At 41.2% G+C, this 15,783-nt stretch carries 11 protein-coding genes; 8 read left to right on the forward strand and 3 right to left on the reverse strand.

Annotated features, from left to right (window positions below; genetic code table 11):
• The first annotated feature begins 55 nt into the window (after positions 1-55).
• The 6 genes from addB to QMF37_RS02710 all read left to right on the forward strand — a co-directional run bounded on the left by addB (position 56) and on the right by QMF37_RS02710 (position 11,333).
• Complete coding sequence (addB, locus tag QMF37_RS02685; RefSeq protein ID WP_283476418.1) at positions 56-3,532, forward strand: helicase-exonuclease AddAB subunit AddB; 3,477 nt, start codon at positions 56-58, stop codon at positions 3,530-3,532.
• Complete coding sequence (addA, locus tag QMF37_RS02690; RefSeq protein WP_283476420.1) at positions 3,510-7,118, forward strand: helicase-exonuclease AddAB subunit AddA; 3,609 nt, start codon at positions 3,510-3,512, stop codon at positions 7,116-7,118. The genes addB and addA overlap by 23 nt, the downstream gene beginning before the upstream one ends.
• Before the next feature lie 10 nt (positions 7,119-7,128).
• Positions 7,129-8,271: a DUF418 domain-containing protein gene (locus QMF37_RS02695; protein ID WP_071154707.1), complete on the forward strand. Its 1,143-nt coding sequence runs from the start codon at positions 7,129-7,131 to the stop codon at positions 8,269-8,271.
• Positions 8,272-8,350: 79 nt separating this feature from the next.
• Complete coding sequence (locus QMF37_RS02700; RefSeq protein WP_058384722.1) at positions 8,351-9,250, forward strand: fumarylacetoacetate hydrolase family protein; 900 nt, start codon at positions 8,351-8,353, stop codon at positions 9,248-9,250.
• A 68-nt stretch (positions 9,251-9,318) separates the two neighbouring features.
• Entirely contained in the window at positions 9,319-9,690 is a 372-nt protein-coding gene (locus QMF37_RS02705) for a YisL family protein (protein WP_058384723.1), read from the forward strand.
• 176 nt (positions 9,691-9,866) lie between these two features.
• Complete coding sequence (locus QMF37_RS02710) at positions 9,867-11,333, forward strand: alpha-amylase family glycosyl hydrolase (protein ID WP_283476425.1); 1,467 nt, start codon at positions 9,867-9,869, stop codon at positions 11,331-11,333.
• 63 nt (positions 11,334-11,396) lie between these two features.
• Here QMF37_RS02710 and QMF37_RS02715 read toward each other — a convergent pair whose 3' ends face one another.
• From QMF37_RS02715 to QMF37_RS02725, 3 genes are read right to left on the reverse strand one after another with little or no spacing between them, the layout of a single operon-like run.
• The gene (locus tag QMF37_RS02715; RefSeq protein WP_283476426.1) at positions 11,397-12,731 is read right to left on the reverse strand and encodes a CoA-disulfide reductase; all 1,335 of its coding nucleotides are present in this window, start codon (positions 12,729-12,731) and stop codon (positions 11,397-11,399) included.
• Positions 12,732-12,744: 13 nt separating this feature from the next.
• The gene (locus tag QMF37_RS02720) at positions 12,745-13,596 is read right to left on the reverse strand and encodes a DegV family protein (RefSeq protein ID WP_078080602.1); all 852 of its coding nucleotides are present in this window, start codon (positions 13,594-13,596) and stop codon (positions 12,745-12,747) included.
• 20 nt (positions 13,597-13,616) lie between these two features.
• Entirely contained in the window at positions 13,617-14,423 is an 807-nt protein-coding gene (locus QMF37_RS02725; protein WP_078080601.1) for a Cof-type HAD-IIB family hydrolase, read from the reverse strand.
• Positions 14,424-14,582: 159 nt separating this feature from the next.
• Between QMF37_RS02725 and QMF37_RS02730 the strand changes: the two genes are divergently transcribed.
• The gene (locus QMF37_RS02730) at positions 14,583-15,350 is read left to right on the forward strand and encodes a prolyl oligopeptidase family serine peptidase (RefSeq protein WP_078080600.1); all 768 of its coding nucleotides are present in this window, start codon (positions 14,583-14,585) and stop codon (positions 15,348-15,350) included.
• Positions 15,351-15,415: 65 nt separating this feature from the next.
• A complete protein-coding gene (locus QMF37_RS02735) occupies positions 15,416-15,724 on the forward strand; it encodes a metal-sulfur cluster assembly factor (protein WP_058384729.1) in 309 nt (102 codons plus the stop codon).
• The last annotated feature ends 59 nt before the right edge of the window (positions 15,725-15,783 follow it).

Below are 15,783 nucleotides of genomic sequence, written 5' to 3' on the forward strand. Positions count from 1 at the left end.
ATCAAATTTTAATAAACGTATAATGAGAACAAATGTTCTTTTGGGGAGTGATTATATGTCTTTGCGCATTGTATACGGCAGAGCGGGAGCGGGGAAAACTCGTTTTGTTCAAGAAGAAATAGTAGATGAATTGAAACGACAAGCAGACGGAGAACCGATTTTCCTCATCGTTCCGGATCAGATGTCGTTTTCCACCGAATATCAGCTTGCGGCAGATTACGGCATGAACGGGATGATTCGAGCACAGGCCGTTACTTTTAAACGACTGGCTTGGCGTGTGCTACAAGAAGTTGGAGGCATAAGCAGGAAAGAAGTGGATACGTTCGGATACCGCATGCTCATCCGCAGCTTATTGGAAGATCACCGAGATGATTTTCAATTATTTCGTCGGGCAGCAGGCAAAAGAGGTTTTACCGACCAAATTGAACAACTAGTGAAAGAGTTCGCTCGCTACTGTGTGGATTGTCTAGAATTGGGATCAATCCGTTCTTCATTAACTGAAGCTGGGGCGCCGAGAACGCTGCTCGATAAAGCACAAGACCTCGAACTAATCCTTACCGAGATTGAAAATCGTTTAGGAAAAGTTTTTGTTGATTCTGAAGGTCACTTGGCTTTACTGAGTGAAAAAATTCCATATTCGGATTTAGTGAAATCAGCGACGATCTACATTGATGGATTTGTAACATTTACAGCGAGAGAATACGAAATTCTTTTTGAATTAATGAAACATGCTAAATCGGTGACAATCGCCTTACCGATGGATGAACAAACAGATCCAAACGACGAACAGGCTTTATTTTATCAGTCTGCTAATACGGCCAGACGATTAACTGAACAAGCTGCGAAAGAAGGCATCGAGATTGACCATTCGGTGCATTTGGATTTGTCACGCCGATTTACTAATTCAGAACTTCAACATATTGAACAACATTTTGATGTGTTTCCAACTCCAACAATTCAAGGATCAGGTCATGTTACGCTAGTCGAGGCCTCAAACAGAAGAGCTGAGATGCATGCGGTGGCACGCGCGATAAGAGACCAAGTAAGAAGTGGGTTTCGGTATAATGAAATTGCCATCCTCTACAGACAGCCTGAAATTTATGATGAACTGATTAATACTATTTTTCCGCAATACGAAATTCCTTATTTTATTAGTCAAAAAAAATCGATGCTCCATCATCCATTGATCGAATTCAGCCGCTCTATTCTTGAAGCAGTTGTCAATAATTATTCCTATGAATCAATTTTTCGGGCAGTTAAGACGGATTTGTTTTTTCCTCAAGGACCTGTCTCCAAATGGAGAGAACGCAGTGATGTGCTGGAGAACTTTGTCATAGCAAATGGGATATACGGAGAGCGTTGGTTTGAGGAAAAGCGCTGGTTTTACAAAAAATACCGTGGACTGGAATTTCATACGTCGATTCAAACAGATGAAGAATTGGCAGCTCAACTAGAGCTTCACGCAGTTCGTGATGTAATCAGAGAACCGATGGCACAGTTAAAGGAACAATTAAAACTTAGTAAAACAGGAAGAGATATAGCGGAATCACTGTTTCTCTTCATAGAAAAAATGAACGTATACGCCAAAATTCAAGATTTGAGAGAACGTGAAGAACAGGAACATCGTCTATTAGCGGCTACTGAACACGAACAGGCCTGGAACCAGTGGATCGGTGTACTGGATCAGTTTGTGTTGATGTTTGGAGATAAAGAAATCGATTTACCAACAGCGGTGAAAATCTTAGACGAGGGTTTTGAGACGCTAGAATTTTCACGAATTCCGCCTTCATTAGATCAAGTCATGGTATCCAAAATTGATTTAGCGCGTTTGATGGATATCAAATCGGTATTCGTCGTCGGAGCTAATGATGGAGTATTGCCAAAGCGAATCGAGCAAGATGGGATTTTGACGGATACAGACCGTGAGTGGTTTGCGCAAATCGGATTTGAACTAGCGCCAACTTCGAAAATGCGTTTAATGGATGAGACTTATATGGTTTACCGTGCATTTACCTCTGCATCGGATTTGTTGACGGTGTCGTTTCCGATTGCAGATGAGGAAGGCAAAGCACTGTTGCCTTCTCTTTATATTCAAAAGCTGAAAGATATGTTAGCGATTGAAACGATTCCTGCTGTTATCGATCCGGAAGAGCTGCTAAACGCTTCTCCATTGGCATATATTTCGCATCCGCGAGCGAGTTTAGCTTATTTAACGTCGCAAATTCGCGGTGGGGATTTGTCAGCAGAATGGCATGCCGTTTTACATTACTATCAAGAAGATCCATTTTGGTCTTCTGTCATTCACCGCATTTTAGCACCACTTAAGCCCAATACAGCCGATTCACTGCGCAAAAACATTGCAGATCCTTTATATGGTACGCCAATTTCCTCTAGCGTTTCACGAGTTGAAACGTATTATGGCTGTCCGTTTGCGCATTATGTGGCATATGGTTTGCGCCTTGAAGAAAGAAGTCAATATAAATTGGCAGCTCCTGCTATGGGTGATCTTTTTCATGCAGCGATTAAATGGATATCAGATGAAGTGTTGCGACTTGGCGTATCCTGGTCATCACTGACAAAAACACAATGTCAAAACTTAGCGAAACAGGCAATTGAACAATTATCGCCTTATTTCGTCAATCATATCTTAATTAGTTCACACCGCTATCGTTATATTCAACATAAACTAGAAGGGATTATTCGTCAGACAGCCTTCATGTTAAGCAAGCACGCCAAAGTTTCTGGCTTTGTCCCAGTTGCACTTGAGGTAGGGTTTGGACCGAAAGAAACCATTCCACCACTTGAAATCTCTTTAAAAGATGGTCGCAAAATGAATGTCCGCGGACGCATTGATCGAATTGATTCGACTGAAATCCACGGCAAACCGTATTTACGTGTCGTCGATTATAAATCATCTAAACAAGATCTTGACCTTAGTAATGTCTATCACGGTCTGTCGCTACAGACTTTTACGTATTTAGATGTAGCATTGACACATGCTGATCGCTGGCTTGGAGAAGAAGCCGAACCTGCTGGCGTACTGTACTTCCATATGCACAATCCTATGCTAAAGCTCACAAAGTTGATGACGGCTCAAGAGTTAGAAGAAGAACTAGCAAAATCCTTTAAAATGAATGGCTTGGTCGTGGAAGACCCAGAAGTAATTCAAGCGATGGATGACGGCATAGATGGCTATTCCAACGTTATACCTGTCAGACTCAACAAAAGTGGTGCAGTATCAGCTAGCCAATCAAAAACAGTCATGAAAGAAGACATGCAAGCCATTCGGCGGTTTGTCCGTGGCAAGCATCAAAATGCCGGAAATGGCATACTAGAAGGCAATACGAGCATTACTCCTTATAAAGTAAAAGAAGATACACCTTGTCAATTTTGTTCTTATCGCTCGGTTTGCCAATTTGATCCGGCAGATCCACAGCAAAACTACCGAAAACTTTCAGCTTTGTCACCCCAACAGGCAGTTGAATTGATTAGAAAGGAGACCGCTGCAGATGATACCGAAAAAACCGATTGATGCCACATGGACCGATGAACAATGGCAAGCAATTTGGGCAAAAGGACAAGATATGCTCGTGTCAGCCGCAGCTGGTTCAGGAAAAACAGCTGTTTTGATTAATCGTATGATTGAAAAAGTATTGGCCGAAGAAGATCCTATATCCGTAGACGAACTTTTAGTCGTTACGTTTACCAATGCGTCAGCTGCTGAAATGCGTTACCGAATGGCAAATGCTTTGGAACGAGCAGTTGCAGAAAATCCTGAATCGACTCATTTAAGAAAACAATTGCGCCTAATTAATAAAGCACAAATTTCCACGTTGCATTCTTTTTGTTTGCAAATCGTAAAACAATACGCGTATTTACTGGAAATTGATCCAGGTTTCCGGATTGCTGGAGAAACTGAAGCTGCATTGTTGCGGGATGATGTACTTGAAGCCGTTCTTGAGACAGCTTACGAAGGACAAGGCGCAGAGGCGGTGTACCGCTTAGCAGACAGTTTTACTTCTGATCGCAGCGACCAAGCGATGGAAGTTCTCCTCAGCAAGCTTTACGATTACTCACGTGTGCATCCTGATCCGGAAGCTTGGCTAGTACAAGTACCCGCGTTATACAATGTACCGGCATCTTCCACAGTTGATGAACTGCCGTTTATTGACGATTTAAAATTGATAATACGTCATGCTTTGGAAGAAGCATTGCAGTTAACTCGAGAAGGACTTGAGTTGGCGGTACAGCCTGATGGTCCAAGCGTATTAGAAGTAACTTTTAAAACAGACGCGGAGGTCATCCAGGCAGCCATTGTTTCTTTGGAGGATTCTTGGGACAGCCTGTACGATTTTTCGAAAACGTTTAAATGGGAAAAGGCAGCAAGTATTCGCAAAGATTCGTGTGACCCAGACATTGCAGAAGAAGCAAAAGCTAGACGCAATGAAGTAAAGAAAATTGTCAGTGGATTGTTTGAGGCCTATTTTACTCGCTCCCCCAAACGCTTACTTGAAGAAATGCGCGAAATGGCACCTATGATGAAAACCTTAGTTGAGCTCACACAACTGTTTGCAGAGCAATACAAGGCGTTGAAAATTGATAAAGCGTTAGTAGATTTTTCTGATCTTGAGCATTATGCATTAGAAATTTTAATGGATAAGGGCAAGCCTTCTGTAATTGCGGAAGAATACCAAAGTCGCTTTAAAGAAGTGTTAGTGGATGAATATCAAGATACGAATTTGCTTCAAGAAACAATTTTGAACCTCGTGAAATCCGGCGGAGAACAAGACGGCAATCTCTTTATGGTAGGAGATGTTAAACAATCCATCTACCGTTTCCGTCTCGCCGAACCAATGCTCTTTTTAGGGAAATATGCTCGTTTTCGCTACGATGCAAAAGATACCGGATTGCGAATTGATTTAAATGCGAACTTCAGAAGCCGTAAAGAGATACTAGACGGTACCAATTATATTTTTTCTCAAATTATGGGACGACGAGTGGGAGAAATTGACTATGATGAAGCAGCAGCGCTAAAAGCAAAAGCTCCTTATCCGGAACAGCTAATTCCGATTAAATTGGCTTTGATTCACGAACCTGAAACGGAAGAGGAATTGGTAGACGAAGACTTGGTGAAATCGCAATGGGAAGCCCGTTTTATCGCCAAAAAAATCAAGAAACTGATGGACGGCCAAACAATGATTAACGATCCATGGACCCGGCAACAACGAAAACTGGAATATCGCGATATTGTAGTCCTGATGCGTTCTATGACTTGGTCAGGAGACTTTGTAGACGAATTTAAGATGGCTGGAATTCCGCTGTATGCAGAATTAAGAGGAGGCTATTTTGAGGCGCTTGAAGTGATGATTATGCTCAACACATTGCGTGTCATTGATAATCCTTACCAAGACATTCCACTGGCTTCTGTTTTACGTGCACCATTTGTTGGATTAAAGGAAAATGAATTAGCTGAAATCCGCTTAGCGGCACCTCAAGCTTCATTTTATGAAGCAGTAAAAACCTTTATGCGTGCGGGTACTGGAATTGATCCCGCTGCCGCTGAGAAGTTGCAACGTTTCGTTCTTCAACTAGATCAGTGGCGAAACCTTGCGCGTCGTGGTTCTCTGGCAGAGTTAATATGGCAGGTGTATTTAGACACCAATTATTATGAGATGGCCGGTGCGATGACAAATGGCAAACAACGGACAGCTAATTTACGTGCTTTACATGACCGGGCATTAGAATATGAAAAAACATCGTTTCGTGGACTGTTCCGGTTCCTACGCTTTATTGACCGGATGCGTGAGCGTGGAGATGATCTAGGAACTGCAAAATCACTTAGTGAAAAAGAAAATGTCGTTCGGCTTATGACGGTTCATAAGTCAAAAGGACTTGAGTTTCCCGTCGTCTTTTTTGCGGGTACCGGTCGTTCATTTAATGAAATGGATTTCAGGAAATCGTATTTGTTTGATCAAGATTATGGACTAGCAGTAAAAGCAGTCAATCCGGATACAAGAATCGAATATACGTCGTTGCCGTTTCTGGCGGTCAGAGAAATGAAACAGCTACAGATGAAAGCGGAAGAAATGCGGGTTTTATATGTAGCGATGACACGAGCAAAAGAGCAATTATTTTTGACCGCTTCTGTTAAAGAGATTGATAAGCTAGTTGAAAAGTGGAAAGTCAGCACACATGATGTGTTGCTGCCAGATTTTATGCGTTCACGTGCAAAAGGGTATTTAGACTGGATTGGTCCAGCTGTAGCTAGACACCCTGATGCCAAAGAGTCATTAAACAGTAACGGCAATTTGCTTAACCATTGTTCTCATTTTGATGTTGAAATTATCGAATCTCAAACCTTGCTTCCAGCTATAGTGGGTTTGGATGAATTGCTAGAAGACAAGAGTACAGCTGAAGATTATCAGCAACTCGTCAATGAGCGTTTCAATTATCAGTATCCACACCAGCGGGCAGTCGACAAACGCTCTAAACAATCGGTGACGGAAATGAAAAGACTGCAGATGTTGCAGCGTCTGGATGAACCCGAATCCTTCGTTCAAACAGCAAAACCTAAAACGGCAAAACTGCTGCACCGGCCAGATTTCATGATGGACAAACAGTTGTCAGCAGCTGATGTTGGAACGGCTGTCCACGCGGTCATGCAACATATCCCATTGGATCGTACGATGACTGTTAGTGAAATAAAAGAATTCATCGACAGTTTAGTTGGGATGGAAATTTTGTCGCCTGCTGAAGGAAAAGTAGTGAGTGTTAAAGAAATTGAACGCTTTTATAAAAGCGAAACAGCTGGACGTCTACGCTTAGCGAAAAATATTAAGCGAGAAGTACCTTTCACCTATGCCAAAAAAGACGCTGATGGAGACCATCAAATTATCCAAGGAATCGTCGATTGTCTTTTTGAAGAACAAGATGGCTGGGTTTTGCTGGATTATAAAACCGATCGCGTTGCGAATATGGGCAATGTGACAAATGAAATGACCGAACGCTATAGCGTCCAGCTGACTGTCTACCAAGAAGCAGTCGAGTCAATCCTGAGAATTTCAATAAAAGAACGGTGGCTCTATTTGTTTGCAGCGAGTCAAGAAGTGATTATTTAGGAGGATTATTTTGAACTTACAGCCAGTTTCTATTCAAGAACGAGTAACAGCGATTGATTTAATGAGGGGATTCTCACTGTTTGGCATTTTGATCGTTAACATGCTAGCTTTCCATTCGCCTTTTTTCTATATCGATCCATATAAATGGTTTAATGGAGCGATGAATGAAGGAATCTATTTTGTTATCGATATATTCATCCAAGGCAGTTTTTACCCGCTCTTTGCAATGTTGTTTGGCTATGGACTAGCCATGCAATACATGCGTGCAGAAGCGAGTGAACGTCCCTTTATGCCTTTGGCTAGTAAACGACTTGTGGTTTTACTGTTATTCGGCATGATTCATGCCTTTTTGATTTGGTATGGGGATATTTTAATCACTTACGCCATTATGGGCTTTTTACTTATTGGCATGATTCGTTTGCCATCCAGTTGGTTAGTAGGATTTGGTGCGATCATTTATACAGTACCGCATGTATTGTTACTAGGTATTTTATTTTTAGCAGTAGCCGCTGATCCGAATATTTATGTTGGGTATATGGAAATCGAAAGTTCGATACAAGCGTATCAATCAGGGAGTTTTGCGGAAATTTTTAGCCAGCGATTGGCTGACTGGTCCTATAGTAATAATTTAGTTGGCTTTGTTATCTTAATAGCTACCATTCTGCCATTTCTAATGGTTGGAGCGGCTGCTGCAAAATGGCGATTAATTGAACGAACACAGGAAAAGCGGAAATTGTGGCTGTTTTTAGCGATTGTCCCACTGTTAATCGGTTTGGCGCTAAAATCTTTGCCGTTTCTATTAGAACCGAATTATGCTTTTGTTTATTTGCAAGATATTTTCGGAGGACCGCTTGTAGCAATTGGCTACGCGGCGATTATTGCTTTACTAGCTCAGAACAACGCGATGCAGAAACTACTTTCTCCAGTTGCTAAAGTAGGACGCATGTCGTTAACGACTTATATTACGCAATCTATTTTTGCAACACTGATTTTCTATTCATATGGATTGGGATTATATGGCCAAGTGGATTTGTTGACGGGGACATTGATTGCCATAGGTATTTTCGTGATTCAGCTTATTTTTGCGGAACTGTGGTTTGAGAAGTTTTCGCGTGGACCGCTTGAAAGTGTCTGGAGAAAATGGACTTATTGAAATAATTTCGAAAAAACTAACAATTCAAAACCGTGAATGTGTATAATGAATTCAACCACAGAAAAGGAGTGTTTGACGAATGAAGCTGTTATCATTTCGCTATGAAGGAAAAGAAGGATTTGGACCAAAAGTTAAAAAGGAAGAAGCTGTATGGGATTTAGTTGCGATTCAACAGCAATTAGAAGTTCTACCTGCGTTTCCTACACAATTGATTGAAGGAATCCCGCAAGGAATGGAATTTGTTGAACAAATCCGTAAATTGACGGAAGCCGCTGTCCAATCTGACCGCTCTGAAGAATTCAAACACTCTTTTTCAGAAATTGAATGGTTAGCTCCAATTTCGAGAACGCCGAAAAATATCATCTGCGTTGGAAAGAATTACGCGGATCATGCAAAAGAGATGGGTGGAGAAGCTCCTGTAGACTTAGTAGTTTTCACAAAGTCGGCTACTTGTATTTCAGCTGACGGTGAAACCGTCTCGGTTCACAGTGATGTAACGGATTCCTATGATTACGAAGGCGAATTAGCTGTTATTATTGGTAAAGCCGGACACAAAATACCAAAGCAAATGGCTTATGACTATGTTTTTGGCTATACCATTGCAAATGATTTGACTGCACGGGACTTGCAACAAAAACACCAACAGTATTTTCTTGGGAAAAGCTTGTCGGGCTCATGTCCATTAGGTCCATACATCGTCACAAAAGATGAAATCCCACAAGCACAAAATCTATCAATCGTCACAAAAGTTAACGATGAGGTACGCCAAAACGGCAACACGGAAAACATGATCCGTCGTGTGGATGACCTTGTAGCGGAAGTATCAAAATATATTGCGCTGGAACCAGGGGATGTTCTTCTTACTGGGACACCGGCTGGAGTGGGCAAAGGTTTCAATCCGCCAAAATTCCTAAAAGCGGGAGACACGATTAAAGTGTCGATTGAATCCATTGGGACTCTCGTCACACATTTGTCATAAGATATAGGCTCTTCCCATCGTCCAACTTGTGATAAACTGGAAAGGACTTTATTAGAAGAGGTGAGCTTTTGAGCATTTTTACAGACACTACACATTTACACATCACGACATGGGTTGTTGCAGTCATTTTGTTTCTGATCGCCGCATTTATGCAGCGCGACAGTAAAGGCCGTAAAATTTTGCACATGGTCTTGAGATTGTTCTATGTTTTGATCATCATTACAGGATTAACATTGTTTATCGCCCATTCTTCCTATGATGCAATGTTATACGGCATTAAGTTCTTATTGGGTGTTTTGACAATTGGAATGATGGAGATGGTGTTGGTCCGTTCGAAAAAACAAAAACCAGTTACGATGTTCTGGGCATTGTTTGTCTTGTTCTTACTTGCAACAATGTTCATCGGTTTCATGTTGCCAATCGGATTGGATTTCTTTTAAGGAAAGTAGGCAGGTGCATCTAGCACCTGTCTTTTTCTATGCAACTTTTCACAGTTTAGACGAAACTCCAGCAAGTCAGTGCTGAAACACTAACTTTACATGGCGGCGATAGCTGGAGTTTGATAAAATGAATCGGGTGGAATGTACCAACAACCTCATTGAAGGAGGACTTAGAATTGAAGACAAAATGGATTTTGAGCATAATAACAACTGTACTGCTACTGGCACTAGTCAATCCAGTGTTTGCTGCAGAAGAGCGGGAACTTAAAGATGAACTTATCTATGATGTGTTAGTTGACCGTTATTTCAATAAAAAGATTAATAATGATTATGAAGTAAATGCATTAGATCCTGCGGCTTTTAATGGTGGCGATTTTGATGGAATGGCCAGTGAACTATTATTTGCGAAAGAAATGGGTTTTACAGCTCTTTCAATAGGACCTGTATTTTCAACAGCTACATATGATGGCAAAACAGTAAAAGACTATACTAAATTCGAGCGTCATTTTGGTACAGAAGAAGAATTTCAAACCTTGGTAGATGAAATCCATAATCAAGAAATGAAAGTAATTGTGGATATTCCGACGCAACAAGTAAGTGCAGATCATGTGTGGGCAGTTGAAAACCCAGAATGGTTTACAGAAAACGAAGACGGTAGCTTGGCACTAGATACAGCAAACACAGAGGTCCAAGAAGCGCTAATTGCTACATTTGTAGAATTTAGTGAAGCCTATCAGGTTGACGGGTTCCGACTACAAGATGCAGAAAAATTAGATGCAGCTTTTGTTAGCGATTTTTCTAAAGCGATAAAAGAGGTGCGAGATAGTTACATTTTAAGTGATCAAGAAATGGCAGACAGTGGTGCATTCGATGCGGTAGTGGTGCCTGGTGTGGAAAAGACATTACGTGCGGCTTATAAGAATTTTGATCAGGATATGACTGACGTAACGACGATCATGGAGCAAAGCAAAAACAACTTGATTCAAGTAGATTCATTGACTGGATCTCGATTTACAGCAGATATTGTAGCGGAAAATGGATTTCCGCCGACACGCTGGACGCTATTGTTGACTCAGTTGTTGACGATGCCTGGAATTCCAGTCGTTCAATACGGTTCAGAATCTGCTATGAATGGGACAGAGTTGGATGAATCTCATCAAATTTTAGATATGGCCGTAGATAAGGAACTTGTTGATCACATCACTAACTTGACGTCATTGCGTAATTCGTCTGAAGCATTACGAACAGGGGAATTGGAAGTGCTACACGATGAAGATGGATGGCTCGTTTATAAACGTTCGAATAACGAAGAATCATGGATTGTTGCTATTAACAACGCGTCTTCAACAAAGAGCATTAACCTATCAGCTGATGTCATTGGACAAGGACAGGAATTACGTGGATTATTTGAAAGTGATATTATTCGCCAAGGAGATAATGGGGATTACCGAATAACACAAGATCGAGAAATCGCGGAAGTGTTCCACGTAACAGAAGAAAGTAAACTCAACTCTGCATACATTGCAACGCTAGTTGTTATGTATGTTGTGTTCATGATGTTCTTGTGGTTTGTTTGGCGTAAAGGCAAACAACGTAAAGCAGATGCAGCGAAACAGTCGACAGTTGAGAAAAATCCGAAATAATCCGAAAAAATAAAACAGGCAGAAAAAGCGGATTGCTTTTTCTGCCTGTTTTTGATGTTGGCATTATTTACTTAATGCTTTATAACCTACCATATTAATTGGGTCTTTCGGCGATGAATAGGGAGGTGCATAGCAAAGTTCGAGTGCCTGCAAATCGTCAATCGTCAACCCACCATAGATTGCTGTCACAATGACATCGATTCGTTTGTCAACGCCTTTGCCACCAATACATTGTGCCCCTAAAATCTTACGGGTTTGTGGATCGTAATGGACTTTTAACGTGATTTCGGAATGATCAGGATAATAACCCGCATTCGAATTGCCGGTATGCGTCACTGTAGCAAAAGCTAAATTTTTATCTTGAATCGCTTTTTCGTTTAACCCTGTCATTGCAGCAGTTAATGAGAAAACTTTCAAGACGGAAGTTCCGAGCAAACCTTTTTTCGCTACCTTGTTGCCCGTAAGGTGACTCGCTGCGATAAATGCTTGACGATGCGCAGGAGAAGCAAGTGGAACTCTTTTGGGATATCCCGTTACCATATCAAAATTCTCTGAAGCATCTCCAATGGCGTAAATCGATGGATCATTTGTTTGCATAAATTCATTTGTTTCAATACCATCAGTTTCACCAATTGTTAAGCCCGCTTTCATAGCCAGTCTAGTATTCGGTCTCAAACCAACACTCATAATAATGAAATCTGCTTGTATGTCAATGCCATTTGACAGGTGGATGGTTTTGCCTTCAGTTTTTTTGATCTCTGTTCCAGTAATTAATTTAACATCTTGAAGTGCCAGTTCTTTCTCGATCATTAATGAAATATCGGTATCCAAAATAGACATAATGGTTGGGGATCTATGCACTAAAGAAACGTCCAAGCCAATGTTTTTAAGGTTTTCTGCCATTTCTAGCCCGATAAAGCCACCACCTGAAACGACGCAATTTTTGGGTTGTGCAGTTTTGATGAACTGGTCAATTTTTTGCATGTCTTCAAAATTTCGTAAGGTAAAGACTTTCGATGTATCTAGACCTTCGATTTTAGGAACAATTGCAGAACCACCTGGAGCTAAGATTAAGGCATCGTATGACTCTTCAAATTGTTCGCCACTTTCCAGATTGTGCACAAGCACTTTTTTGGCTGCTCGATCGATTGCGATTACTTCGTGTCTCATGTGAACATCGATATCTCGTTTTTTCTTAAATCGTTTGGGATCGGTCATAATGATTGACTCTTCATCTTCGATGACACCGCCTATAACATACGGCGTTCCACATGCTGCATAAGACATCGTCGAATCACGATCAAAAACAATAATCTGCACGTCTGGATCATAGAAGCGCAGTTGACCTGCGGCAGTAGCGCCTCCGCCAACTGCGCCTACAATAACTATTTTGTTCATCGTCAATCAGCTCCTAGTCAATTGTATTGAAGAAAAATACTGCCAGTGTACCAGGACCCGTATGTGCAGCAATGACCGAACCAATCATATGGACTTCAACGGATTTCGGGTGGAAGTTGCTTTCAATCTCCTGTTTTAGTAAAGCCGCAAACTCTGCGTCGTCACCGTGGCTAATGGCAATTGTCTGTTGATCTAATTGAGTTCCGCGTTCTCTCATTAGGTCAATCATCCGTTTGATCACTTTTTTACGTCCTCGAAGTTTTTCAATCGGTACAAGTTTGCCATCTTCTACGTGAAGCAATGGCTTAATATTTAATAACCCGCCAACAAAAGCGCTACCTTTGGAAATGCGGCCGCCTTTAGCCATATAATCTAAGTCTTCTACAGTAAACAGACTTTCTAAATGATCAATCATCAAACGAGTTTTCTTAATAATAGTTTCGAGAGGCTGTCCAGCGGAGCGCAATTTTGCGGCTTCTTTTACTAACAGTCCGTAGCCAAGCGAAGCGGCTTTTGAATCTAGTATTGTTAGCTTCAAATCCGGGTATTCTTCACGTACCTGATCTGCCACCATTACGGCTGTATTATAAGTACCTGATAGCTCAGAAGAAAAGGCAATATAATAGCCCTCGTCTTTGTCTTTTGCCAGCTGTTCAAAAGCTGACCACATTTCTTCAGGTGAAACTTGGGATGTTTTAGGTTGATCACCACCACGAATTGCATCAAACACTTTAATGGATTGAATGCCTCGAATGTCTTCGAAATCCTGATCTCCAATATGAACACGAAGCGGCAATAAAACAACGTTTTCATTTTCGAAAAAGTCTTTTGGCAGATCAGATGCGCTGTCAGCAAATAGTCTCATAGTCAATCCCCCTTTTGTAGTTACAGCTTCAACCGCTCTATTAACAACTCAGCAATGCCATCATCGTTATTAGTTAACGTGATTTCATTGGCAATCGTTTTTAACGGTTCAATGGCATTGCCCATGGCAACACCGACTCCTGCAAAATCAATCATTTCAAGATCATTGTCTTCGTCACCAAAAGCAATAATGTTTTCTCGTGCAATGCCCATTGATTTGGAAACACGATCTAGTCCAACGGCTTTACTCATCCCACTTTTCACAATTTCAATCACGTGCCACGGAGCTCCCCAACGGCGATGATCGATTACTTCTGCATGTACAGAAGATAAATGGTCATGGATTTCCTGTACGCGTTCATATGGAGCATGAATCAAAATAGACGTCGGATCTGTTTTTAAGTAATTGCGTAAATCTCCAGTTGTGATTGTAGGATCACCAAAGCGAAAAATATCCATAAGTTTTTCGTCATGATGGTGGACATACACATCGTCTAAGACCTCTGCCACAATATTATGGAAATCAAAGTTATGCATAGACTCTACCACTTCATGGACAACGTTCAATCCGATTGGTGTATGATGTGTTCCCCAATGATTGTTTGTAGGATGGTGGACAAATGCACCGTTAAAATTGACGATGGGGGTTGTTAGTCCTAGCTCTTTATAAAAAGTTTCGCTTGAACGATAAGGTCGACCCGTAGCAATCATTACCTCATGTCCTGCTTCCATTGCTTTATTTAACGTTCGTTTTGTTTTCGGGGAAATAACTTTCTGATCGGTCAATAATGTGCCGTCTAAATCTAGAACAATTAAATGTTGTTTCATAAAAATAGCCGTCTCCTTTCTATCTATTCCTAGTGTAGCGATAGTACAAGCGATTCGTCAAAAATTTCAGAGGAGGAAAAGACTTTTCGCTAGAGAGAATCGGCGTTTGCTGGGAATCGAGAAGATTGGTACGATTAGAGGTGAAGGAAGTGATTTTAGTTGAGAGTTCAACGACAAATTTGGGGGCACATACCGTTGCTTCATATAACACCAGATCAATGCGAAAAAGTCGCATTGCCAACGGTTGTCTTTTTTCATGGCCATACGAGTGCAAAAGAACATAACTTGCATTACGCTTACCAATTGGCTGAAAAAGGACTTCGTGTAATTTTGCCGGATGCGCATCTTCACGGTGAACGAAGTGAAGGATTGGATAATGTTCAGATCAGCCTGCGATTTTGGGAAATTGTTCTGACGTCTATAGAAGAATTAGCCTTTTTACACAAAGAACTGCACAAGCAAGACTTAGTAGTTGGAGAACCAGGAGTAGGTGGCACTTCTATGGGTGGGATTACCACTCTAGGAGCAATGACAGTTTATCCGTGGATTTCAGTAGCTGCAGTAATGATGGGTGCAGGGAATTATGTAGAATTAGCGCAAGCACAAATGGCCCAATATGAATCAAGAGGATTCAAGCTGCCAGTTAGTGAAGAAGAGCGTGAACGAATGCTTTCGACTTTAGCGATTTTTGACAGTGTTCAACATCAAGCGAAGTTTAATGGCCGTCCCATTTATTTTTGGCACGGCGAACAAGATATGACGGTACCTTTTGAACCAACTTATCGCTTGTATAAAGAACTTAAGAAGCATTACGAAGCGGTACCAGAAAAAATAACCTTTACTCGGGAAAGAGAAGCGGGACATGCAGTAAGCCGAAAAGGGATGCTTGAAGCGACAGAATGGCTCGCGAAGTATTTATCTAACTAAGCATGTCGATTCCATTTTCATATGAAGTTTGTTAAGATAGTTTTAATAGTAAGGGAGGGATTTAGATGGATCAAGATATGAAAGATAGTATGATGGGTGCGTTAGAAACAGTAATCGATCCTGAACTAGGAGTCGATATTGTTAATCTTGGGCTTATCTATGATGTGATGTTGACAGAAGATGGTTTTGCCGTAGTGACGATGACGTTAACGTCTATGGGTTGTCCAATGGGACCACAGATCGTGCAAATGGTTAAAACTGCTTTGTATGAACTACCTGAAGTAGAAGAAGTCGATGTAAAAATCGTCTGGCAGCCAGTATGGGGCAAAGAACATATGTCACGCTATGCAAAAATGGCACTTGGCGTTCGATAAATAGTACGTAAAAAACCCTCATTGGATTTATTCCAGTGAGGGTTTTTTGTTTGATACGA

It is taken from the genome of Planococcus sp. S3-L1 (genome assembly GCF_030063085.1).
Lineage (GTDB): Bacteria > Bacillota > Bacilli > Bacillales_A > Planococcaceae > Planococcus > Planococcus kocurii.